Annotated in this window: 21 protein-coding genes and 1 pseudogene; 6 read left to right on the top strand and 16 right to left on the bottom strand. The window is 71.6% G+C overall.

Going from position 1 to position 23,030, the window contains the following annotated elements:
* Positions 1–562: CAP domain-containing protein (locus ACWGJ5_RS06945; protein WP_453308715.1), on the top strand; the 562-nt coding region annotated here is incomplete at its 5' end.
* Positions 563–582: 20 nt separating this feature from the next.
* On the opposite strand, the gene ACWGJ5_RS06940 is transcribed toward ACWGJ5_RS06945, so the two are convergent.
* The 5 genes and pseudogenes from ACWGJ5_RS06940 to ACWGJ5_RS06920 all read right to left on the bottom strand — a co-directional run bounded on the left by ACWGJ5_RS06940 (position 583) and on the right by ACWGJ5_RS06920 (position 4,057).
* A complete protein-coding gene (locus tag ACWGJ5_RS06940) occupies positions 583–1,296 on the bottom strand; it encodes a tyrosine-type recombinase/integrase (RefSeq protein WP_453308714.1) in 714 nt (237 codons plus the stop codon).
* A 196-nt stretch (positions 1,297–1,492) separates the two neighbouring features.
* Positions 1,493–1,687, bottom strand: coding sequence for a helix-turn-helix transcriptional regulator (locus ACWGJ5_RS06935; RefSeq protein ID WP_031167282.1), 195 nt, complete (start codon positions 1,685–1,687; stop codon positions 1,493–1,495).
* A pseudogene (locus ACWGJ5_RS06930) lies at positions 1,684–2,426 on the bottom strand (replication initiator); the annotation flags it as partial. The gene ACWGJ5_RS06935 and the pseudogene ACWGJ5_RS06930, both read right to left, overlap by 4 nt.
* A 321-nt stretch (positions 2,427–2,747) precedes the next feature.
* Entirely contained in the window at positions 2,748–3,158 is a 411-nt protein-coding gene (locus tag ACWGJ5_RS06925) for a VOC family protein (protein WP_453308713.1), read from the bottom strand.
* Positions 3,159–3,475: 317 nt separating this feature from the next.
* Complete coding sequence (locus tag ACWGJ5_RS06920; protein WP_453308712.1) at positions 3,476–4,057, bottom strand: flavodoxin family protein; 582 nt, start codon at positions 4,055–4,057, stop codon at positions 3,476–3,478.
* 117 nt (positions 4,058–4,174) lie between these two features.
* On the opposite strand from ACWGJ5_RS06920, the gene ACWGJ5_RS06915 reads away from it, so the two are divergent.
* Complete coding sequence (locus ACWGJ5_RS06915; protein WP_453308729.1) at positions 4,175–4,570, top strand: winged helix-turn-helix transcriptional regulator; 396 nt, start codon at positions 4,175–4,177, stop codon at positions 4,568–4,570.
* Here ACWGJ5_RS06915 and mutM read toward each other — a convergent pair.
* The 8 genes from mutM to ACWGJ5_RS06875 form a co-directional block, all read right to left on the bottom strand.
* Positions 4,543–5,403, bottom strand: coding sequence for a bifunctional DNA-formamidopyrimidine glycosylase/DNA-(apurinic or apyrimidinic site) lyase (gene mutM, locus ACWGJ5_RS06910; protein WP_453308711.1), 861 nt, complete (start codon positions 5,401–5,403; stop codon positions 4,543–4,545). The genes ACWGJ5_RS06915 and mutM overlap by 28 nt on opposite strands.
* 84 nt (positions 5,404–5,487) lie before the next feature.
* The gene (gene rnc, locus ACWGJ5_RS06905) at positions 5,488–6,396 is read right to left on the bottom strand and encodes a ribonuclease III (protein WP_453308710.1); all 909 of its coding nucleotides are present in this window, start codon (positions 6,394–6,396) and stop codon (positions 5,488–5,490) included.
* 8 nt (positions 6,397–6,404) lie between these two features.
* On the bottom strand, positions 6,405–6,578 hold the full coding sequence (rpmF, locus tag ACWGJ5_RS06900) for a 50S ribosomal protein L32 (RefSeq protein ID WP_003951102.1): 174 nt from the start codon (positions 6,576–6,578) through the stop codon (positions 6,405–6,407).
* Positions 6,579–6,580: 2 nt separating this feature from the next.
* A complete protein-coding gene (locus tag ACWGJ5_RS06895) occupies positions 6,581–7,225 on the bottom strand; it encodes a YceD family protein (RefSeq protein WP_228622997.1) in 645 nt (214 codons plus the stop codon).
* A 128-nt stretch (positions 7,226–7,353) separates the two neighbouring features.
* Complete coding sequence (locus ACWGJ5_RS06890; protein WP_453308709.1) at positions 7,354–8,427, bottom strand: cell division initiation protein; 1,074 nt, start codon at positions 8,425–8,427, stop codon at positions 7,354–7,356.
* Positions 8,428–8,493: 66 nt separating this feature from the next.
* Positions 8,494–8,973, bottom strand: coding sequence for a pantetheine-phosphate adenylyltransferase (gene coaD / locus ACWGJ5_RS06885; RefSeq protein ID WP_453308708.1), 480 nt, complete (start codon positions 8,971–8,973; stop codon positions 8,494–8,496).
* Between the two features lie 26 nt (positions 8,974–8,999).
* Positions 9,000–9,587, bottom strand: a complete 588-nt coding sequence (gene rsmD, locus ACWGJ5_RS06880; protein WP_453308707.1) for a 16S rRNA (guanine(966)-N(2))-methyltransferase RsmD — start codon at positions 9,585–9,587, stop codon at positions 9,000–9,002.
* Positions 9,588–9,694: 107 nt separating this feature from the next.
* Complete coding sequence (locus ACWGJ5_RS06875) at positions 9,695–12,934, bottom strand: helicase-related protein (protein ID WP_453308706.1); 3,240 nt, start codon at positions 12,932–12,934, stop codon at positions 9,695–9,697.
* Positions 12,935–13,087: 153 nt separating this feature from the next.
* Here ACWGJ5_RS06875 and ACWGJ5_RS06870 point away from each other — a divergent pair, with 153 nt between their 5' ends.
* On the top strand, positions 13,088–14,935 hold the full coding sequence (locus ACWGJ5_RS06870; protein WP_453308705.1) for an HSP90 family protein: 1,848 nt from the start codon (positions 13,088–13,090) through the stop codon (positions 14,933–14,935).
* A complete protein-coding gene (locus ACWGJ5_RS06865; protein ID WP_453308704.1) occupies positions 14,932–18,345 on the top strand; it encodes a tetratricopeptide repeat protein in 3,414 nt (1,137 codons plus the stop codon). The genes ACWGJ5_RS06870 and ACWGJ5_RS06865 overlap by 4 nt, the downstream gene beginning before the upstream one ends.
* Before the next feature lie 9 nt (positions 18,346–18,354).
* On the opposite strand, the gene ACWGJ5_RS06860 is transcribed toward ACWGJ5_RS06865, so the two are convergent.
* Positions 18,355–20,136 (bottom strand): DAK2 domain-containing protein, encoded by a 1,782-nt coding sequence (locus tag ACWGJ5_RS06860; protein WP_453308703.1) that lies wholly within the window; start codon positions 20,134–20,136, stop codon positions 18,355–18,357.
* A 260-nt stretch (positions 20,137–20,396) separates the two neighbouring features.
* Between ACWGJ5_RS06860 and rpmB the strand changes: the two genes are divergently transcribed.
* Positions 20,397–20,582 (top strand): 50S ribosomal protein L28, encoded by a 186-nt coding sequence (gene rpmB / locus ACWGJ5_RS06855; RefSeq protein ID WP_009190838.1) that lies wholly within the window; start codon positions 20,397–20,399, stop codon positions 20,580–20,582.
* Positions 20,583–20,691: 109 nt separating this feature from the next.
* Here the strand turns inward: rpmB and thiD are convergent, their stop codons facing one another.
* Positions 20,692–21,573 carry a bifunctional hydroxymethylpyrimidine kinase/phosphomethylpyrimidine kinase gene (thiD, locus tag ACWGJ5_RS06850; protein ID WP_453308702.1) on the bottom strand — a complete coding sequence of 294 codons (882 nt, stop codon included), beginning with the start codon at positions 21,571–21,573 and terminating at the stop codon, positions 20,692–20,694.
* Positions 21,570–22,535 (bottom strand): thiamine-phosphate kinase, encoded by a 966-nt coding sequence (locus ACWGJ5_RS06845; protein WP_228622989.1) that lies wholly within the window; start codon positions 22,533–22,535, stop codon positions 21,570–21,572. Before ACWGJ5_RS06845 ends, thiD begins: the two co-directional genes overlap by 4 nt.
* Before the next feature lie 247 nt (positions 22,536–22,782).
* Between ACWGJ5_RS06845 and ACWGJ5_RS06840 the strand changes: the two genes are divergently transcribed.
* Positions 22,783–23,016 carry an Lrp/AsnC family transcriptional regulator gene (locus ACWGJ5_RS06840; RefSeq protein WP_003997603.1) on the top strand — a complete coding sequence of 78 codons (234 nt, stop codon included), beginning with the start codon at positions 22,783–22,785 and terminating at the stop codon, positions 23,014–23,016.
* The last annotated feature ends 14 nt before the right edge of the window (positions 23,017–23,030 follow it).

Raw genomic sequence — 23,030 nt, 5'->3', positions numbered from 1 at the left:
GCCCATGTCCTCGCTCGCTGATGTCGCCTTCGCCGGACGGGCCGGTCGTTTCGCTGCGTGGAGGGAGTGGGCGTGGGGGACGCCGACGTCGCAGGCGACGCCGGACGGCAAGCCGACGAGCACCCCGTCGAGTACGGCGTCCAAGGCGCCGAGGACGAGTGCCGCGCCGGCGGCAGTGGCCAAGGCCGACGCCACCGAGGCGGAGGTGCTGAAGCTCGTCAACGAGGAGCGGGCGAAGGTCGGCTGCAGCGCGCTGACCGTGAACTCCTCGCTGACCAGGCTGGCCGAGTCGTTCAGCGACGACATGGCGGCGCGGGACTTCTTCGACCACACCGACCCGGACGGCAAGACGCCGTGGGACCGGGCCGCGGCGGCGGGGATAACCGGCCTCGGCGGCGAGAACATCGCGCGCGGCCAGGCCGACGCGGCGGCCGTGATGCAGTCCTGGATGGACAGCGCCGGCCACCGCGCCAACATCCTGAACTGCGACTTCAAGACCCTCGGCGTCGGCGTCCACTTCGGCCCGGGCGGGCCTTGGTGGACGCAGGACTTCGGGTATTGAGATAGCCGCAGGTCAGACGGCTAAGCACCCTCCTGGGCCGTGTCCGGGCCGTCAGCCGTGGGTTCCTCCTCCGAGAAGACGCGATCCACGGCGGCCCGGGTCCGGGTCCCACTCGACGGCATCAGGTGCGTGTACGTCCGCAGCATGAAGCCGGGGTCATGGTGGCCCAGGTACTCGCTGAGAGCCTTGATGCTCTCCCCCGCGTCCAGCAGCACCGAGGCATAGAAGTGCCGCAGCGCGTGCATGCCGTTGTCCCGCCCGGTCTCGACGCCCGCGGCCCGAAGTGCCCGCCGCCAGACGCGATGGTTGAAGCGGTTCCGGTCCAGCGCCAGCCCCATGGAGCCGGTGAAGATCAGCGATGCCGTCACCGGCGGCCCGTCGAGGCTCTTCCACGGCAGGGTCATCCTCGCGGCCGGGTAGCGCTTGAGGTGACTAGCCGGCGCGAAGGCGACGGACTCCGGCAGGGGAACGTCACGCTCCTTGCCGCCCTTCGGCGGGCCGAACACGGGCCGGTTCAGCCGAAGTAGCTTGACCTGCCGTACGACGTGCACCACTCCCCCGAGGAAGTCCACGTCTTCCACGGCAAAGCCCAAGGCCTCACCCTGACGCAGACCGCACCCGGCCGCGACGTTGACGAGGGCCTGATAGCGGTCCGGCAGCGCCGAGCGCACCGCCATGATGCGTTCGGCAGGCCACGGCTTGACCTTGCGAGGCTCCAGGCGCGGCGCACGCACGGACCGAGCGCTGCACGGGTTGGACCGGATGATCCGGTCCTCGACGGCAGGGGTGAAGACCGTGGAGACATGGGCGAAGATGCCGCGCCGGTACCCGGCGGAAAGCCCACGATCCTCCAGTGTCCGCAGCCAGAGCCGAAGGTGTGACGGGGCCCGGCCTCCGTCTTGTACCAGCGGTCTTGGATGTGTCCGGCCATCAGGCGGCCCCTTCCATCAGGGACTCGACCCAGGCGCGTACATCTTCCGGGTCGAAGCGGAGATGCCGGCCGACGCGGAAGCCACGGGGGCCAGTGCCCTTGCGCCGCCACTGGTAGACGGTCTCGACCGGCACGCCGAGCAGGTCAGCAACGTCGATCGGTGTCAGGTAGCGGGAAGGGAGCGGACGCTTCATGCGCAGACCTCCCAGTCGTCCACGTCTGCCAGGGCTTCGCGTGCTGTCTCACGGTTCAGGCGGATGTCTCGGGCGATCGTTGCGGCGAGCCAGGATTCGCCGGGTGTGTGGCCCTGTCCGGCGTAGGTCCAGTGGGCGAGCACGAGCGTGGAGCCCTCCGTGTCGTCGAGGTCTTCGGAGAGCCCGCGTTCGCGGCGTTCCTGCCGGGCGCGGTGGTCGGCGCGGACCTGGCGGAGGGCGCCGAGGGTGGTGGAGTAGCGGCGGAACTTGGTGGAGAAGTGCCCTCGGAAGCCGAGCATGTGAGCCCAGCGGGCCGGCAGCCGTTCCGGGTAGGCATCGTCCAGGCCCCAGCACGCTTCGATCAAGCGCCGAGTGTGGGCGGGCAGCGGCAGCCGATCGAGTTCGGAGAGCTCCCTGATGCGGTGGTCCACCGTGCCCGTGGTCTCGGCGGCCTTCGTGGCGTACTTGGCCACGTAGGAGGCCACGGCCTGTTCCGTCAGCTCCTCATGCCCGAGCGCGCCGATGGGCTGCACGTCGACCTGAGACCCCACCGCAGGACGCGGGCCGGGTGGCCATCGGAGGCGGGGACCGGAACGGAGACACGAGCGGCGGCGGCCTTGATGGCATCGTCCAAGAGCGCCACCGTGGCCCATGCCGGCGGGGCGGTGTCCGGGCCGTCCGGACCCTCGAGCCGCACCACCGCGTGGAAGTGCACGGAGCCGCGCTTCTGGAACTCGGCTCTAAAACTGACGATCACCGTTGACACCTGGGTCTTCGATCACTACGGAGATCCACATGCCGAAGTCCACCCCCACCACCCCGCCGCTTGACCAGGAAGCCAAGCGGCGCCTGGCCGTCATACGCTGCGCCGACGCGCGCCCACGTGGATAGGGCCGGTGGCCATGAGTCGATCACCGCATATCGCGGCCCGATCAAGAACATGCCTCCGGCGGGGGATCGGCCGGCACCGGGATGGAGGGGGCGCCGTACGCGGGTGCGGGTCCGTAGGGGCGTGCGCGGGGAGCTGGGGAGAGTGGTGGGTGAGGAAGTGGGCGGCTGATTAGTCGCGCTTGGGCCAGATCGGGCCCTGGTCGGTCCAGATGACGCCCTTGTTGCGGCACAGGCAGAAGGGGTGGCCGATCGGGTCGGTGTAGACCTGCCAGCCGTAGCCGTTGGGGCCTATGAAGTCCTGCCTTAGCGTCGCGCCGAGGTCGAGGACGCGGCGCTGCTCGGACTCGATGTCGTCCACTTCGAAGTCGAGGTGGAACTGCTTGGGGTGCTCGCTGTCGGGCCACTGCGGAGCGCGGTAGTCGTCCACCCGGATGAATGCCAGCTCGATCTCGCCGAACTGGATGCCAGCCCAGTCCTCGGAGCTGCCTTCCTTGATCGGACGGCCCGTCACCTCGGAGTAGAAGGCCGCCAGCTTCATCGTGTCCGGGCAGTCGATAATGAAATCGGTGAGTCGTAGCATCCCGCGATCTTGTCACAAGCTCACACCCGACTTCGAGACGAGCCTTGGCTTCGTGGACGCACGAGTCGTTCCGGCCGTTCTAGCTTCGCCGGGCCGTCCCGGGGCCGTCGAAGGGCGCTCAACGACGACCAACGCTGACAACCACCGACAGCTAAGTCGCAGGTCGCAGCGTTGATCGATTACACGGCCGCAGGTCAGAGACCCGGCCTGTCACTTCTTCGCGTACTGAGACGGTCCGGGCGAGGGTGCCGCGTACGGCGATCCCCTCGCGCCCGCCGACTGCCGGCGGCCCTCCGCCCTGAACCGTCACCGAGCCCTCAGGCCGCGCGCCCCCGCGTGAACACCTCGGCCGTCTGAGCGATCCGGCGTCCCAGGTGCTCGGCCGTGGCTATGTCGGCCTTGTGGACGCCCTCGGGACCCTCGTCGTTGTTGCTCTGGGCGGCGGCGCCGGAGAAGAAGCCGAGGCGGTTGAGGTCGTTCTCGGAGGCGGTGCTGGCGTTCCAGCCCGGGTGCAGGCCGAGGTTGACCCAGGTCATGCCGTGCTGGGCGGCGAGCGTCTGGAAGAACTGCAGGGTGTGCAGCTTGTCGCCGCTCTTGGACGCCGAGTTGGTGAAGCCGGCGGCCAGCTTGTCCTTCCAGTCCTGGCCGAACCAGCGCTTGGAGGTCGCCTCGGCGAAGACGTGGAAGGCACCGGAGGCGGTGCCCATGTAGGTGGGCGAGCCGAAGACGATCGCGTCGGAGCGGTCCAGCGTCTCCCACTGCTCGTCGGTGATCTCGTCGACCTTGATCAGGTGCACCTCGGCACCCGCGCCGGCGGCACCGGCACGGACGGCCTCGGCGAGGACGGCGGTGTGGCCGAAGCCGGAGTGGTAGGCGATGGAAACGACAGGGGTGGTCACAGAGACTCCTCGAATGGGCAGCTCGGAAGTAGTGACCCAAGGAAAGCACTAACCATGAGTTAGTGCAACCTGGTGGTTAGCGCTGTGCGGGCGTACCCTTGTGCCATGACCGCCGGTATGAGTGCCACCGCCCAGGACCACGACGACCTCGCCTACGACGTCTTCGCCAAGGCCTGCCCGTCGCGCGGCACGCTGGAGCACGTCACGGGCCGCTGGGGCGGACTGACGCTCGGCGCGCTGTACGAGGGCTCGCTGCGCTTCAACGAGCTGCGCCGCCGCGTGGACGGCGTGAGCGAGAAGATGCTGTCCCAGACGCTGCACGCGCTGGAGCGCGACGGCCTGGTGCACCGCGAGGCGCAGCCGACCAACCCGCCGCGCGTGGACTACCGGCTGACTCCCCTGGGCCGGCAGGTGGCTGAGCGGCTGCTGGCGCTCATCCACTGCGTGGAGGACGCCATGGACGACGTCCTCGCGGCACGGGAGCGTTACGACGAGACCCGCGGCGCCCTCTGACACTTCGGGCAGAAGTAGCTGGACCGGTTCATCCAGGGACGGCGGCGGATCGGAGTGCCGCACCGCCTGCAGGGCTCGCCCTCGCGGCCGTACGCGTCCAGGGACCGGTCGAAGTAGCCCGACTCGCCGTTGACGTTGACGTACAGGCTGTCGAAGCTGGTGCCGCCCACGGCGAGGGCGGCGTTCATCACGTCCCGGATGTGGCCGAGGAGTTCGGTCGTGACGGGACGGGTGAAGTTCGCCGTCGGGCGCTCGTAGTGGATGCGGGCGCGCCACAGCGCCTCGTCCGCGTAGATGTTGCCGACGCCGCTGATCAGCGACTGGTCCAGCAGGGCCCGCTTGATGGTGGTCCGCTTGCGGCGCAGTGCCAGGTAAAACGCCTCGTCCCCGAACAGCTCGTCGAGGGGGTCACGGGCGATGTGCGCGATGACGTCGGGCAGGCCGCCAGGGGTGTTGTCGTGCAACGACAGCCCGCCGAAGGTGCGTTGGTCGACGAAGCGGAGTTCGGTGCCGAGGGAGTCGGCGAACCGGATCCGGATGCGCAGGTGCTTCTCGTCGGGTGCCTCGTGCGGCTGCACCAACAGCTGGCCGCTCATGCCGAGGTGGGCGAGCACGGACTGGTTCGTCTCCTCCAGCGGCAGCCACAGGTACTTGCCGCGGCGGCTGGGCATGCCGATGTGGTGTCCCTTGAGCCGGTGCGCGAAGTCCTCGGCGCCCGCGATGTGCCGGCGCACGGCGCGCGGATGCAGCACCTCGACCTCGGCGACGGTGCGGTGGGCGACCCAGCGCGCGAGACCGCGCCGTACGACCTCGACCTCGGGCAACTCGGGCATCGGGACCCCCCGTACGAAGCGGTGGACGAGCGGAGCGCCCGCCCCGTCGGGAACGGCGGGGCGGGCGCTCGGTACTGCTGTGGGTCAGGCGGGAGCGGACGACGGGTTGCCGTCCTTGGCGGCGGCTTGTCCGGCTGCCGGATCGCCGTCCTCGGCGGCGGCCTCCTTGGCCGCCTTGACCGCCTCGGCGTCCGCGGCGGCCGCTTCCTTGGCCGCCTTGGCGCGCTCGTCCGCGGCGGCCTTGATGGCCCGCCAGGCGGACTCGGCGGCCTGCTGCTCCGCCTCCTTCTTGCTGCGGCCGGTGCCGGTGCCGTACGAGACGCCTCCGACGCGGGCAGCAGCAGTGAAGGTCTTCTCGTGGTCGGGACCGGTCTCCGTGACGAGGTACTCGGGCACGCCGAGCCCCTCGATCGCGGTGAGCTCCTGGAGACTGGTCTTCCAGTCCAGGCCGGCACCGAGGTTCGAGGACTTCTCGATCAGCGGGTCGAAGAGCCGGTGCACCAGCTCGGACGCCGAGTCGAGGCCCTGATCGAGATAGACCGCGCCGATCACCGCTTCCAGGGTGTCGGCGAGGATGGACGCCTTGTCCCGGCCGCCCGTGCCCTCTTCACCGCGGCCGAGCCGGATGAAGGAGCCCAGGTCGAGGCCGCGGCCGACCTCCGCCAGCGCACGCGAGTTGACCACCGCGGCCCGCAGCTTGGCCAGCTGGCCTTCGGGCAGGTCGGGGTGGGTGCGGTACAGCGTGTCCGTGACGACGAGTCCGAGGACGGAGTCACCGAGGAACTCCAGCCGCTCGTTCGTCGGCAGACCGCCGTTCTCGTACGCGTAGGAACGGTGGGTCAGCGCGCGCACCAGAAGGGCGGACTCGACCTTGTAGCCGAGCCGCCCTTCCAGGAGCGTGTGGGACGAGGCCTGGTTGTCCGCCTTCTTCTTGGCGGGTGCGTCCGCCTTGGCGTCTTCCGCCTTCTTGGGACTGGACACAGTGCCTCTCACCAGCCCACTCAGACTTCGAGGACCTGGCGCTTGTTGTAGGTGCCGCAAGACGGGCACGCGATGTGCTGCTGCTTGGGCTCGTGGCAGCGCTCGCACGCAACCAGGGTGGGGACCGCAGCCTTCCACTGCGACCGGCGGTGGCGCGTGTTGCTGCGCGACATCTTCCGCTTCGGAACAGCCACGGCTACTTCTCCTGCTTCTCGTCGACGCCCGCTTCGGCGCCGCTCATCTCGTCCTTCTCGCCGTCTTCGAGTGAACCGGCGAGTCCCTGCAATGCCGCCCAACGGATGTCGACGGCGTCGTGGTGGTGGTCCGGGTCGTCCGCGAGCCGCGCTCCGCACTCGGAGCACAGGCCCGGGCAGTCTTCCTGGCACACCGGCTGCATCGGCAGTGCGAGCACCACCGCATCGCGCAGCAGAGGTTCGAGGTCGAAGAGTCCGTCCTCGAGGAAGAACCTGTCCTCGTCGTCCTCGGCGTCGTCGCCCGGTTCCGCGATCACGCGGCCCCGGTCGTCGGCGTCAGGGTACGAGAACAGTTCCTGGAAGTCCGCTTCGAGCTCCAGCCCGACCGGCTCCAGACACCTTACGCACTCCCCCTCGGCCTGTGCACGGGCGGTGCCTGTGACGAGCACCCCTTCCATGACCGACTCGAGCCGGAGTTCGAGCTCCACCGGGGCGCCTTCCGGCACTCCGATGACTCCCTGGATGCCGAGATCGGCGGGAGCGTCGATCGTGCGGGTCAGGCGCTGCAGCGCGCCAGGACGCCGACCCAGCTCGTGCGTGTCGAACACGAGGGGGTTGCGGTGGTCGAGGCGGGCGTTGGAGGCCATTCCTGCTTTCGATCTTCGAGCTCGGAGGGCCGCCGCCCGTCGATGTCGAGGGCAGCGGTGATCGCGGACGTACGCGCGACCGAAGAGCCAGGATACTGGACCTTTCGCTCAGGGCCCAATCCGGTGCGTCACTGCAGACCGCGCCCCTGCTCGTACGCCCGCAGCTGCTCCGCGCTGATCATGCTCGTGTCGAAGAGGCTGGTCTCGTCCAGGGCGTAGCCCTGCTGCTGGGCGTGCTGGGGCTGCTGGGCGTGCTGGGGGTCGTAGGCGGCCTGCTGGGGGTCGTAGGAGCCCTGGTAGGCCGCGTACGGGTCGGCCTGCTGGTAGCCGTACGGGTCCTGCTGTCCGTAGGCGGGCTGCTGCGGGAAGCCGCCGTAGGGATCGGGCTGCTGCTGCTCGTACGACGCGTAGGCCGGCTGCGGGTCGTACGACGGCTGCTGCGGCTGCTGCTGCCGGTCCGGGCGCTCGGCCGGGGTGTCCTGCTCGGCGAGGGCGGCGAGGTCGGCGAGGTAGTCGGCGTCGCTGGAGTGCTGGAAGGTCGTGGTGTCGTCGGCGAGGGCGCCGAGGTCGTCCGTGGCGATCCGGCCGTGCAGCTTCTGCCGGCCGCGGCCGACGGCTTCCAGGGTCTTGGCGAGGACCGCCTCGAAGGCGCCCAGCTTGACGTCGACGTACCGGTCGGCGTTGTGGCGCAGGGTCTCCGGGTCGTGACTGCGCTCGGGGGCGTCCTCGTCCTCGTAGCCGTTCTCGTCCAGGCCGGGGCCCGTGCCGAGCAGCTTCTCCCGGCCCCTGCCCACCGAGCCGAGGGTCTTGGTGAGGACGACCTCGAAGTTGGCGAGCTTGGAGTCGACGTAGTCGTCGGCCTCGGCGCGGACCTCCTCGGCCTCCGTGCGGGCCTCGGCGAGGATCCGGTCGGACTCGGCCTGGGAGCGGCGGGCGATCTCGGTGTCGGAGATCAGCGACCCGCGCTCGGCGTGCGCGTTCGAGATGATCCGCTCGGCCTCCTGACGGGCCTGCTCGACCATCTGCTCACGGTCGCCGATCAGCTCCTGCGCCTGCGCGAGGGAGCCGGGCAGGGCCTGGCGCATCTCCTCCAGCATCGCGAGCAGCTCGGCGCGGTTGATCACGCAGGACGCCGACATGGGCATGGACCGGGCGCCGGAGACCGCGGAGACGATCTCGTCGAGCTTCTTCTGCACGTCCACCTGTGCTCGCCACTCTCTACAGCCGGGATGGAGACGGACGGGACGACTGTAGTCCCATCGGTCCCATCAGACCTTGCGCAGGCGTTTGTTCAGGGCCTCGAGCACCGGGGCGGGCACCAGGTGGGAGACGTCGCCGCCCCAGGCCGCGACCTCCTTGACCAGCGAGGAGGAGAGGAAGCTGTAGGTGGGGTTGGTGGGCACGAAAAGGGTTTCGACGCCGGTGAGGCCGACGTTCATCTGGGCCATCTGCAGCTCGTAGTCGAAGTCGCTGACGGCGCGCAGGCCCTTGACGATGGCGGGGATGTCGCGCTGCTTGCAGAAGTCGACGAGGAGGCCGTGGAAGGCCTCGACGCGGACGTTGGCGTAGTCGGCGGTGACCTCGCGGATCAGCTCGATCCGCTCCTCGATCTCGAACAGGCCCTTCTTGGACTTGTTGATCATCACCGCGACGTAGACCTCGTCGTACAGACGGGAGGCTCGGGCAATGATGTCGAGATGTCCGTTGGTGATCGGGTCGAACGACCCGGGACAGACGGCGCGGCGCACTTGTGATCCCTCGCTCTCCGGTCCGGTCATCGTGCGTCTTCGCACGTAGAGGCGGCGCGACCGTACCAAAACGTTCCCTCGCCGTAGCGACGGGACCTGATCGCCTCGAAGCCGTCCGGCCAACGGAATTCGCCGCCTCTGGTGCTGCGCTCCACGGTGACGAGCGCTTGCTCAGCGAGCCAGCCTTCCGAGTGGAGTGTGAGCAGAATCTCGCGAAGATCGTGATCTGTGACAACGTACGGGGGGTCGAGGAAGACGAGGTCGTACGGCGCCGCGGGGGGTGCGGTTCTGATCACTTGTTCCGCTTTGCCCGCTCGCACCTCGGCGCCGGGGAGGCCGAGGTTCCTGACGTTCTCGCGGACCGTTCTGGCTGCGCGAGCGTCCGCTTCGACGAGGAGCGTGTGGCTCGCGCCCCGGGAGAGGGCCTCCAGGCCTACGGCGCCCGAGCCGGCGTAGAGGTCGAGGACTCGTTCGCCGTCCAGGGGGCCGCCCAGGAGGGACTGCCAGGTGGAGAAGAGACCTTCGCGGGCGCGATCCGATGTCGGCCGGGTTCCGGTGCCGGGGGGTACTGCGAGGCGCCGTCCGCCGGCCCTGCCGGCGATCACGCGGGTCATGTGGGGTCCTTCTTCGTGGGCGGCTTTACGTTCATTGTGGCTGGTCGCGCCCGCGCGGCGGTAGCCGCAGACGGAGCACGGCCCCGCGCCCCCTCGGCGCTTCCGCCTCAGCCCTTTTCCAGGTACTGCTCCCTTTCCTCGTCCAGCAGGGCGTCCAGCGCCGTACGGAGACCCGGCAGTCGCTCCAGCTCGGGATCGGCGGTCACAAGGGCCGTCGCCTCCTCCCTCGCCTCCGCGATGACCTCCTCGTCCTCGATGACCGCGAGGACGCGCAAGGAGGATCGGGCGCCGGACTGGGCCTGGCCGAGGACGTCGCCCTCGCGGCGCTGTTCGAGGTCGATGCGGGAGAGCTCGAAGCCGTCGAGGGTGGCGGCGACGGCGTTCAGGCGCTGGCGGGCCGCGCCGGCCTCGGGCATCTCGGTGACCAGGAGGCACAGGCCGGGGGCCGATCCCCGGCCGACGCGGCCGCGGAGCTGGTGGAGCTGGGAGACGCCGAAGCGGTCGGCGTCCATGATCACCATCGCCGTGGCGTTGGGGACGTTCACACCGACCTCGATGACCGTGGTGGCGACCAGGACGTCCGTCTCGCCGGCCGCGAAGCGGCGCATCACCGCGTCCTTGTCGTCCGGGTTCATACGGCCGTGGAGGACCTCCACCTTCAGGCCCTGCAGGGGGCCGCGGCCCAGTTGGTCGGCGACGTCCAGGACCGCGAGCGGCGGGCGCTTCTCCGCCTCGTCCTCGGGGGACTTCTGCTGGGCCTTCTTCGGGTCGGCCGCCTCGTCGATGTCGTCGCCGATGCGGGGGCAGACGACGTACGCCTGGTGGCCGCCTCCGACCTCCTCGCGGACCCGCTCCCAGGCGCGGGCGAGGAAGTGGGGCTTGTCGGCGGCCGGGACCACGTGGCTGGCGATCGGGGAGCGGCCGGCGGGGAGCTGGTCGAGGACGGAGGTCTCCAGGTCGCCGAAGACCGTCATGGCGACCGTGCGCGGAATCGGGGTGGCCGTCATGACCAGCAGGTGCGGGGGCTGCTTGCCCTTGCCGCGCAGGGCGTCGCGCTGTTCGACGCCGAAGCGGTGCTGCTCGTCGACGACGACCAGGCCGAGGTCGTGGAACTGGACCTTGTCCTCGATCAGGGCGTGCGTGCCGATGACGATGCCGGCCTCGCCGGTGACCAGGTCGAGCAGGGCCTGGCGGCGGGCGGCGGCGCCCATGGAGCCGGTGAGCAGGACGACCTTGGTGGCGTGCTCCGCGCCGCCCAGCATGCCGCCCTCGGCCAGCTCGCCCATCATCTCGGTGACCGAGCGGTGGTGCTGCTGGGCGAGCACCTCGGTGGGCGCCAGCATGGCCGCCTGACCGCCCGCGTCGACCACGGCGAGCATGGCGCGCAGGGCCACCATGGTGTTGTGGGTCACCGTGAAGTTGTCGGTGACGTAGGCATGGCTCGGGTGGGCGACGCTGATGCACTGGACCGGTTTTCGTCCCACGTACTCGACTGCGCGGATTCCGCGTCGGAAGGTGTTGTGCTTCGGCCGGGGGCCTACCTGTTCAGCCTTGCGCCTCAGCCTGAACGGAGCGTAGGGGTCGGGCAGGGAAACGGAGACGTTGAACTCGGCCCGCTTCGGTAGGACCCGCGCCCGGCCTCCCAGGGAGCGCACCAGCCAGGCGACGTCGTCCGCGAGCCTGCGCGAGGCGGAACAGAACGAGGCACTGAAGCCGCCCGTGTGAACGGTGCCGTCGGTGTCCATAAGCCCCTGGAGCACACCGAGACGGTTCTTGATCGACGTGTTCTTGAACACGTCGGGAACGAACTTGTCGTGTGAGGTCAGGTCCCACAGCCCCAGATCGCGCAGGGTTTGGATCGCTGGATTCCGGGCCCCGCCGACACGTCGTGTGAGCTGGATCGTGTAGTCACAACGGGAGCCCGACACCGGCACCAACCGGCATGCCGGCGCCACGGCGGCTGCCACGGCACCGCGGATCTCGTCGTCGATCGTGGACAGACGCAGGTTGTGGCGAAAGGAGCCGGCTCCGAGAAGGAGGCCGAACAGGTAGGGATCCATCGGCAGATTCGAGTCGCCCCCGAGGTCGACGGGGGCTGCAGCCGGGACGTACCACTTCGCGGATCCGTTTGCCTTGAACGTGTCAAGGCGGATCTCCCGAGTCGTCATGATCTCGGGTGTCCGGCCCCGGTGCCACTCACGGCTCGTACCGACGATCCAGAGATGTTCGTCGTCGCACTCCACCGAACTCCCGTCGGACAGGACCAGACGCCAGACGTCGCGTTCTCCCTGCGGGAAGACGCCGTCGATCAGCGCGACCTCCCCGTCCGGCACGATCACCTCATCCCCTGCTTTCACGTCTCCCATTCGACGGAAACCGTCGGGCGTGAGCACGAGCGAGTCCAGCGGCTGAGCCTTGCCCGATCCGACCTCGCCCTGGAGCAGGCGGTGCATCGGGTGTTCCGTGGCGAGGTCGTCGAAGATCTCCTTGGAGACCTTCTGCTGGCCGTCGGTGAGGGTGAAGGGCAGGCGGTCGTCGAAGGCCGTGAGGAGGCCGTCGGGCCTCGGCCGACGGGGGACGGCCGGGAGCTGGGTGTCCGCGTGGCGGCGGCGGGCCAGGGCGACCTGGAGGACGAAGGCCTCGTCCCACTTCAGGCGGGCGCGGGCGTCGCCGATGTCCGCCTTGGTGTGCGGGCGGTGGATCTTGAGCAGGGCCTCGGGGAGCGGGACCAGGCCACGGCCCTCGCGCAGGGACGGCGGGAGGGGGTCCAGGGCTTCCTGGGCGGTGGGCAGCACCGTCTGCACCGCCTTGCCGATCTTCCAGGACTCCAGTTTGGCGGTGGCCGGGTAGATGGGGATCAGGGCGCCGGCCCAGCTCTCCACCGTCTCGTCGGTGTCGCCCCGCAGCAACTCGTAGGCCGGGTGGGCCAGTTGGAGGCGACGGTTGAAGACCGAGACCTTTCCGGCGAACATCGCGCGGGTGCCCGGCAGCAGCTCCTTGTGGGGCTTGTGGACGCCGTTACCGAAGAAGACCAGCTGGAGCCGGCCGCTGCCGTCGGTGATCGTGACCTCCAGACGCTGGCCCTTGCCGCGGGGGGCCTTGGCGGAGGCGAAGCTGTGCAGGCGCGCGTCGGCGACCTGGGCGACCACCGTGACGTGCTCGTCCATGGGGAGGTCGGCGAGTCGGGTGAGCTGGCCGCGCTCCTCGTATCTGCGCGGGTAGTGGTGGAGGAGGTCGCCGACGGTGTGCAGGCCGAGGTGCTCGGCCATCACCTTCGCGGTGGCGGGGCCGAGCACCGACTTCAGTGGCTGCTTCAGTGGTTCTTGCAGTGCGGGCACGAGATCCATTGCACACCACGGCACTGACAATGCGGGGAAACCCCTGGTCGGCCGGACTGTTCCGGCTCTAGGATGGCGCGCTCCGGCCATCCCCTGCGGTCACCGCCCCGCCGGGACCGCCCGACCCCGCGCCGCACGCACTCCCCCTCCGGCGCAGTGACGATGGACTCCCAGACCCCGAAGTCATCCCAGGCATCCCAGTCACCTCACCGACCTCACCCACCTCACATGTTCCAGGTCGACCTGCGCGGTCTGGTGGACCTGCTCTCCCATCACCTCTACTCGAGTCCCAAGGTCTACCTGCGCGAGCTGCTGCAGAACGCGGTGGACGCCGTCACCGCACGGCGGGCCGCGGAGCCGGACGCCCCGGCGCTGGTCCGGCTGCACCCGGCGGACGGCGGCCTGCGGGTGGAGGACAGCGGGATCGGGCTCACCGAGGCGGACGTGCACGACCTGCTGGCCACCATCGGGCGCAGTTCCAAACGGGCCGAGGGCCTGCAGGAGGCCCGTTCGGACTTCCTCGGCCAGTTCGGCATCGGTCTGCTGGCCTGTTTCGTGGTCGCCGAGCGGATCCGGGTGGTCAGCCGCAGCGCGCGAACGCCCGGCGCGCCGCCGGTGGAGTGGACGGCGTGCGACGACGGCTCGTACACCGTGCGGACGCTGCCCGACTCCGCGCGGCCCGAGCCCGGCACGACCGTCCACCTGACCGCGCGGCCCGGGTCGGCCGAGTGGCTGGCGCCGGAGCGGGTGCTGACCCTGGCCCGCGACTTCGGCACGCTGCTGCCGTACGACGTCCGGGTGGGCGAGGAGCCGGTCACCGATCTGCCCGCGCCCTGGGACCGGCCGTATCCGAGCCCTGCGCGCAGACGGGTGGCGCTGGCCCGGCACTGTCACGAGCTGTTCGGGTTCACCCCTCTGGACTCGATCGACCTGGACGTGCCGCTGGCCGGCATCCGCGGGGTTGCGTACGTACTGCCGTCGGCCGTGAGCCCCGCCCAGCGGGCGAGCCACCGGCTGCACCTGAAGGGCATGCTGCTGACCGAGCGGGCCGAACAGCTGCTCCCCGACTGGGCGTTCTTCGTGCGCTGCGTGCTGGACACCGACAGCCTGCGGCCGACGGCCTCGCGCGAGTCGCTGTACGAGGACGAGACGCTGGCCGCGGTGCGCGAGGCGCTCGGGGAAAGGATCCGCTCCTGGCTCACGGGGCTCGCCGCCGGTGATCCCGAGCGGCTCACGGCCTTCCTCGCCGTACACCACCTGGGTGTGAAGTCCCTCGCCCGGCACGACCGCGAGATGCTGCGCACCATGCTGCCCTGGCTGCCGTTCGAGACGACCGACGGGCAGCTGTCCCTGGAGGAATTCGCCCAGCGGCACCCGGTCGTGCACTTCACGCGGACCGTCGAGGAGTACCGTCAGGTCGCGCCGATCGCCTCCGCGCAGGGCGTCGGCGTGGTCAACGGCGGCTACACGTACGACGGCGAGCTGGTCGAGGCGCTGCCGTCGGTGCGGCCGGGGACCGTGGTCGCCGAGCTGGACGCGGACACCGTGACCGCGCACCTGGACGCGATCGACCCCGGAGAGGAGCTGGCCCTGTCCGGCTTCCTGGCGGCCGCGCGGGCGAAGCTGGACCCGCTGGGCTGTGACGTCGTCCTACGGGCCTTCCACCCCCTGTCCGTGCCCGCACTGCACCTGGACGACCGGGCGGCGCGGCACGAGCAGGCGCGCGCGGCGGCCGAGGAGCAGGCCGGCGACCTGTGGGCGGGCATCCTCGGCTCGCTGCGCGGCAGCGCACCACGCGCGCGTCTGGTGCTCAACCATCTCAACCCGCTGGTGCGGCGCATCGGTTCACTGAAGGACCCGGAACTGATCGGCACCGCCACCGAGTCGCTGTACGGGCAGGCCCTGCTGATGGCGCAGCGCCCCCTCAGGCCGGCCGACTCGGCGCTGCTGAACCGGGCGTTCATCGGCCTGCTGGAGTGGGCGACCCATGGGGAGGGTGACGGGCGATGAGCGGGATCACGGACTTCGACGCGCTGCGCCGGGCGATGGCGGAGAACTCCGAGCAGCCGGAGGGCCCGGCCCGCAACGCGCGCGCGGAGCAGCTGCTCGCCGCGGCGGAGGGCCTCGGCATCCCGCTGGCCGTCATCGAGGCGCTCGGGCACCAGCTGAAGGTCTACAACTACAGCTCCGAGAAGGACAAGATGTTCGTCCCGTTCGCGCGGCTGCTGCGCATGTGGGACGAACGGCCCGAGGACTTCGACGCGTACGAGGCGCACTCGCTGCACTGGGTCTACAAGTGGATGTCGGCGGGCATGCTGGGCCAGCCGCACATCCCGCTCGCCTCGATCGAGAAGTGGCTCGGCGAGATGGAGCACCGCTACCGGCTCGCCGGATACTCCCAACGAGCCGTGCGCGGCGCGGAGTTCAGCGTGGCCGCGCACATCGGGGACGTGACGCGGGCGGAGCGGGCGTACACCGCGTGGCTCGCCGCGGACCGCGACGAGATGGCCGACTGTCACGCCTGCGAGCTGCACGGGCAGGGCGTCTGGCAGGTCGAGCGCGGGCAGGACGAGGAGGCGCTCGAGCTGTGGCGGCCGGTGCTGGAGGGCGAGTTCGCGTGCGCGCACGAACCGCACACCGTGCTCGCCTCCTCGCTGGCCCCGTTGCTGCGGCTGGGACGCGTGGACGAGGCGCGCGCGAACCATCTGCGGGGCCTGCGCCTCGTCCGCCCGATGGAGTCGATGCGCGGCGCGTACGCCGACCATGTGGAGTTCTGCGCGCTGACCGGGAACGAGGCGCGCGCACTGGAGCTGCTCGCCGAGCGGCCCGCCTACTTCACGGACACCGGGCATCCGCGCAGCCGGCTGGAGTTCACGGCGGTGGTGACGCTGCTCATGGACCGGCTGACCGAGCTGGGCCTCGGCGGGCAGCGGGTGCCGGGGCCGGCCGGGCGGACCTGGACGGCGAGCGAACTCGCCGCCCACGCGCGCGTGGAGACGCAGGAACTGGCCGAGCGGTTCGACCGGCGCAACGGCACGTCGAACGTCGGCGACCGGGCACGCGCGCGTATGGCCCAGCGGCCACTGGTGGACCGGCTGCCGCTGGGCGTGCGTACGGTGCGCCCCGTGCCGGCACCGGTGGCCGCACCCCCGCCGCCGGAGGGGCCCGGCGAGCCCGACCTGGCGGCCCTGCTCGCCGAGGCACGGCGGCTGTCGGACACCCTGCAGCCGCACGCGCTTCAGGCGTGGGCGGCGGTCGCGCGGGCCGCGCACGGCAGGGAGCTGGAGCCGCGCGACCGCGCGGAGCTCGCCGACCACGAGGCGATGTCCCGCGGCCCTGCGGGCATCGAGCTGTTCGAGCGGGCAGCGGCCCTGTACGCGGAAGCGGGCGACCTCGGCGAGGCCCTGGCGGCACGCGCGCGTGCAGCGTACGTCCGCGCGCTGACGGGCGATGTGGACACGGCACTGGCGACGGTCAACGGCCTGTACGACGAGGCGCTCGCCCTGTACGCCGAGGAGGCCACCGACGTACGGCAGACGGCGTCGGTGCTGATGAGCCGGGCCCGGATCCTGATGCGGTACGCCCACGGGGGAACGCCGGTGCTGGAGGACCCGGCCCCGAACACGACCGGTGCGGCCCCTCGGTCCACGGTCCAGGCGCCGGCCTCGGACGAGCCGGAGCGCGAGGGCCTGCTGCCGGGCGGAGCGACCTTTGGCGGAGCGGCATCCCTTCGGCCGAAGCCCGACGACGCCGTGCCCGGCGCGCCTATCACCGACGAGGCAGCCGCCCCCCGGCCAGGCCCCGGGGACAACAGGTCCGGCGAGCCGGCCCCCGGCGAGCCCACCGCCCATCAGCTGGGGCCCGGGCACAGCGGGCCCGGTGAGCCGGGCACCCATCGGCCGGGACCCCAGGACAGTGCACCCGGCGGGCCGGCCTCCGGCGAACCGGCCGACCGTGGGCCAGGGCCCGAGGACGGCCTGCCCAGCGGGCCGCCCTCCCACGAGACAGCCGCCCATCGGCCCGGGACCGGGGACAGCGGGCCCGGTGAGCCGGTTTCCGGCGGGTCCGCGGAGGAACGGGTGCGGGGTGGGCTCGTGCGGGTCGAGAAGGCCGTGGGTGAGGTGCTGGCGCTGGTCGGCGGGCGGGGCGCGGACGATGTGCGGCTGGCCGCTCGGGCCGCGGAGGCGCGGGGCATGCTGGCCGAGCTTGCCGGGCTGCGCGGGGACGCAGGGAGAGCCGCGGAGCTGTTCCGGCGGGCCGCCGACGCGTACGTGGGCGCCGGGCTGCCGTGGTTCTCCGTGGAGTACGAGGCGCAGGTCGCCGCGCTCGCCCACCAGGCCGGTGACCCGGCCGGGGCCGAGCGGGCTCTGCGGGCCGCGCTGGAGCACGGCGGGCCGTACGTGGAGCCGGTCGGGCGGGCCCAGCTGCATCTGCAGCTCGCCGAGGTCGTCGGCGCCCGGGGTGGGATCGCCGAGGCCGCCGAGCACGCGCTGGAGGCCGCGCACTGGGCCGACGAGGCGGGCGAGAGCGGCACGCTGGGCGCCTGGGCGCGGCAGCAGCTGGGCGGGTTCCTGCTGCGGCAGGGGCGGTTCGCCGAGGCCGCCGAGGTGCTGGAGTCGGCGCTGGCCGACCTGACCGCCGAGACGCACGGGGACGGGGCCGTCGTACAGGCGCGGTGGTGGCTCGGGGACTGTCTGGGCGAGCTCGGCGAGCACCGGGCGGCGGCCGAACACCGGCTGCGGGCGGCCGAGACCGCCCGGCACTGGCCCGAGCAGCAGGATCACGCCACGCTCGCCCACCTCGCCGCCGAGTCGCTGGGCAAGGCCGGTCTGCCGGAGGAAGCCGACCGGGCCTACGCGCGGGCGGGTGAACTGTGGCGCGCACTGGGCAACCCGGCCTTCCTCGTCCGTTCGCTGCGTGCCCGCGGCTGGCTGGCCCTGCGCGGGAACGGCCGATCGGAGAGCGCACGGGAGCTGATGGCGGAGGCGGTGCGCGCGTGCGAACGGGCGCGGGAGGCCGCGGCCGACCCGGTGTCCCGGGAACAGCTCACGGACGAACTCGCGCACACCCACCACCAGTTCGGCGACCTGCTGACCCGCACGGCGATCGAGCAGGACGAGGAGGACGACGAGCAGGACGAGGAAGCCGAAGGCGGCGTGGTCCAGGGCCTGTTCGAGGCGGCGCTGGTCCAGATGGACCGGGCGGCCGCGCTGTTCGGCACGCTGGGCGCGGACGGGCTGCACGACCGTACCGGTGCCGAACTCGCCGCCGGCCGCCTGGCGGCCGAACTCGGCCGGCCCGCCGAGGCGGCGGCACGCGCGCGTGCCGTGCTCGCGGCCTACGCGGGTGCCGACGACGAGGACGGGACCGTCCGGGCGCGGCGGGCGGAGGCCACCGGGATGCTCGGGCCGGAACAGTGAGGCGCGGGGTCACTCCACGCCGATAAGCAGCAGGGTCCCCTGCCGGCCGCCCCGGTACACGACCGTGTCCACGGCGAGGTAGGACTCCCGCACGCGGGCCTCGAGGTGCTCGGCGACCGTCTCGGGGGCCTCGTCGCCGACGACGAGGGTGACCAGCTCGCCGCCGGCCTGGAGCATGCGGTCCAGGACGGTCGCGGCGGTGGCGGTGACGTCGGCGCCGATCACCGCCACGTCGCCGTCGATCAGCCCGAGCACGTCCCCGGCCTGGCAGATGCCGGCCGTCGTCCAGGACTGGTGTTCGGCGACGACGACCTCGGCGTACCGGGTGGCGCCCGCCGCCGCGGTCATCTGGACCACGTCCTCGTCGAACCGGCGCTCCGGCTCGTGCACGGCGAGCGCGGCGATGCCCTGGACCGCCGAGCGGGTCGGGATCAGGGCCACCCGGATGCCGTCGGCACGGGCCTGCTCGGCGGCCGCCGCGGCCGTGTGGCGCAACTCGGCGTCGTTGGGCAGCAGGACCACCTCGCGCGCGTGGGCCCGCCGTACGGCCTGCACCAGCTCCCCGCTGGCGGGCGGCTCCCCGGGGCGCGCGAGCACGGTCGTGGCGCCCGCCTCGGTGTACAGCCCGGCCAGGCCCTCGCCCGGCACGACGGCGACCACGGCCCGCTGGGCGCGCTCGCGCGGGGGCCGCTCGCCGCCCGTGTGCACGTCCCCGAGCCCGAAGTGGGTGATCCGGATCCGGTACGGCCGTCCGGCCTCCACGCCCGCCTCCACGGCGGCGCCCGCGTCGTCGACGTGCACATGGACGTTCCACAGCCCGTCGCCGCCGACCACGACCAGGGAGTCGCCGAGCGCGTCGAGGCGTTCCCGGAGCCGGGCCACGGCCGTGTCGCCCGCCTCCAGGAGATAGATCACCTCGTAGGCGGGCCCGTCGGCGTCGGTGGCGTCGGCGCACCGGCCGGCGTCGGACATGCCCTGCACGCGCGTGTGCCCGCCCACGCGCGCGTGCCCGCCGGAAATCGCGTCCGTGTCCTCACCGGCGACCAGGGTCTGCGGGGTCTGCCGTACCGCCAAGGTCTCCGAGCTCTCCGGCACCGCCAGGCTCTCCCACGCCGCCGGAGCCTCCCGCACCGCCTCCCCCGTGAACGCCTCCACCAGCGCCCCCAGCACCGCCACGAGCCCGCGTCCGCCCGCGTCGACCACCCCGGCCCGGCCGAGCACGGGCAGCTGGCCCGGAGTGGCCGCGAGTGCCGTACGCGCGCCGTCGTAGGCCGCCCGCGCGACCGTGCCGCAGTCGCCCTCGGCCTCCTCGGCGGCCTCGGCGGCGGCCGAGGCGACGGTCAGCACCGTGCCCTCGACGGGGTGGGCCACGGCCTGCCGGGCCGAGTCGGCGGCCCGTCGCAGCGCCCGCCGCAGCGCCACGCCGCCGATCTGGGGCGTCTCTCGCCCGGTGTCGTCGGCGAGCACCTGCGCCATGCCGCGCAGCAGCTGCGCCAGGATCGTCCCGGAGTTGCCGCGGGCCCCGATGAGCGCCCCGTGGGCCATCGCGTGCACGGCGTCCGCCAGGGAGGGCTCCCCCGCGCCCGTCCCGTACCCGGCGAACACCGCCTCCACGGCCGTGGCCGCCGATTCCAGGGTGAGGTAGAGATTGGTTCCGGTGTCGCCGTCGGCCACCGGATAGACGTTGATCGCGTCGATCTCCTCACGCGCGCGGCCGAGCGCTCCGAGCGCCAGACCGCACCAGGTACGCACCGCGAGAGCATCGAGGAATGTCTGCGGCACCTGCGCCACCTGCGCCTCCCTGACCTGCTGGCTGAACGTGGTCGCAGCGTAGACCCAGGAACCCCGTCCACCGGAAGAGGGCCGGGAGCGGGGCCCTGAGCTGCCATGGTAGTTTCGTTGTACGGGCGCAGCCGTTGTATGCTGCTCCGGTTGCCCGATCTGATCGGGCCGTTCCCCTGGCAACGCCACTCAAGATCTCAGGTCTTAGGATCTCGATCCCGGCATGCCGGGATTAACCGTAAGTGCATCTGAAGTCTTTGGAGTGACCCGTGGCTGCCAACTGCGACGTCTGCGGCAAGGGGCCGGGCTTCGGCAACAACATCTCGTTTTCGCACCGCCGTACGTCCCGCCGCTGGAACCCGAACATCCAGCGTGTGCGTACCGTGGTCGGCGGGACGCCGAAGCGCGTGAACGCTTGCACCTCGTGCATCAAGGCCGGCAAGGTCTCGCGCTGACGCTACAGCTGAGCGCGCGGCCACTGCCTGGTTCGCTGCACTGAGCCGGTCCACCCGAGGGTGGACCGGCTTTTTGCCGTACCCGGGCTCTTTTCCGTGCCCGGCCTGGTCACCCCCGCAGCCGCCAGCCGTGATCCACCGGCCCGATCCCCGCGCCGAGCGTGAATCCGGCGGCGATCGCCCCCGTGACGTACTCCTTGGCCGCCGTGACCGCCTCCGGCACGGAGAGCCCCTTGGCCAGCCCCGACGCGATGGCGGACGCCAGTGTGCAGCCCGTGCCGTGCGTGTGCCGGTTGTCGTGGCGCGGCGCCCGCAGCCAGTGCTCCGCCGAGCCGTCGGTCAGCAGGTCGACCGCCTGGCTCCCGCCCGCCCGCACCGCCTGGCTCCCGCCCGCCCGCACCGCCTGGCTCCCGCCCGCCCGCACCGCCTGGCTCCCGCCCGCCCGCCCTGCGTCTGCGGACAGGTGCCCGCCCTTGATCAGCACCCAGCGCGGCCCGTACTCCAGCACGGCCGCCGCGGCCGGTCGCAGATCGTCCTCGGACTCGACCCGCACCCCGGTGAGTTGTGCCACCTCGTCGAGGTTCGGGGTCGCCACGGTCGCCACCGGGAGCAGCCGCGTGCGTACGGTGTCCAGCGCGGACGCGGCCAGCAGCGGGTCGCCGTGCTTGGAGACGCCCACCGGGTCCACGACGGCCGGAGCGTCCGTGCCGGAGATCAACTCGGCGACCGTCCCGACCAGTTCCGCGGAGGCCAGCATGCCGGTCTTGACGGCCTGGACGCCGATGTCGTCCACGACGCTGCGGTACTGGGCCCGTACCGCCTCCACGGGCAGCTCCCAGGCGCCCTGCACGCCCAGGGAGTTCTGTGCGGTCACGGCCGTGATCACGCTCATCCCGTGCACGCCCAGCGCCAGCATGGTCTTCAGGTCGGCCTGGATGCCGGCCCCGCCGCCGGAGTCCGAGCCCGCCACGGTCAGTACGCGCGGGATCATGACTCTATGTCCCCGAAGTGGTCCCAGCCGCCCTTGCTGGTCCAGGGCGCCCCGTCAACGGTCACCTGGGGCAGCGCGGAGGGGTTGAGGACCTCGCCGATGACCTTCCAGCGGGCCGGGAGCTTGGTGTCCGACGGGAAGGTCGCGACGATCGCGTGGTCCTCTCCCCCGGTCAGCACCCACTGCAGCGGGTCGACGCCGACGGCCTGCCCGATGTCGTTCATCTGGGTCGGGATGTCGATCGCGCCCGAGCGGATGTCGATGCGGACCTTGCTGGCCTCGGCGATGTGCCCGAGGTCGGCGATCAGTCCGTCGCTCACGTCGCACATCGCGGTCGCGCCGAGCGCGGCGGCCGCCGGGCCCGCGTGGTACGGCGGCTCGGGACGGCGGTGGGCCTCCACGAAGGCGCGCGGGGAGCGGAAACCCCGGGAGAGGACCGCGTAACCGGCGGCGGACCAGCCCAGCCAGCCCGTGACGGCCACCAGGTCGCCGGGCTGGGCACCGGCCCGCGTGACGGGCTCCTGGTTGCGCAGATCGCCGAGCGCGGTGATCGACACCATGATCGTGTCACCGCGTACGACGTCACCGCCGACCACGGAGGCGCCCGCCACCTGGCACTCGTCGCGCAGGCCGTCCATCAGCTCGCTGGGCCAGGTCACCGGGAGTTCGGCCGGGACTACCAGGCCGAGCAGCAGGGCGGTCGGTACGGCGCCCATCGCGGCGATGTCGGCGAGGTTCTGCGCCGCCGCCTTGCGGCCGACGTCGTAGGCCGTGGACCAGTCACGGCGGAAGTGCCGCCCTTCCAGCAGGATGTCGGTGCTCGCCACCACCCGCCGGTCGGGCGCGGCGACCACCGCGGCGTCGTCGCCGGGGCCGATCCGGACCGCCGGGGTGGTGGTGAGACGGGAGGTGAGCTCCCTGATGAGCCCGAACTCCCCGAGCTCACCAACAGTGCCCTTCATTGCCCTTGCTCCCCTTCTCTGCCATGCCGTGCCCAGTCGCGCGTCATCAGTGTCCCCGATACGGTCGAGGTGACTGTCGATACGGTCCGGAAGACCGTCGGAACGGTCCTTGCGACCGTCAACTTCCGTCGTGCCTGCACCCTGGCGCGCAAGCCCGGTTCCCGCAGGTCTCCCCGCGGGGAGCGGCAACGCGATACCGTGGCGTTCCTTTTCCCCACATGATCCTCGTGGCCGCCCTGGAGGTTCCGTGGTACAGGCGTACATCCTGATCCAGACGGAGGTCGGCAAGGCGTCGACCGTCGCCGAGACGATCAGCAAGATCCCTGGAGTGATCCAGGCCGAGGACGTGACGGGACCGTACGACGTCATCGTGCGCGCCCAGGCCGACACGGTCGACGACCTCGGTCGCATGGTGGTCGCCAAGGTCCAGCAAGTGGACGGCATCACCCGCACCCTGACCTGTCCGGTCGTGCATCTGTAGCCCCCGTCTACGCT

Source organism: Streptomyces sp. NPDC054783 (genome assembly GCF_053611725.1).
The sequence above is the reverse complement of the archived record's forward strand: the minus strand, read 5'-3'. Positions and strand labels throughout refer to the sequence as shown.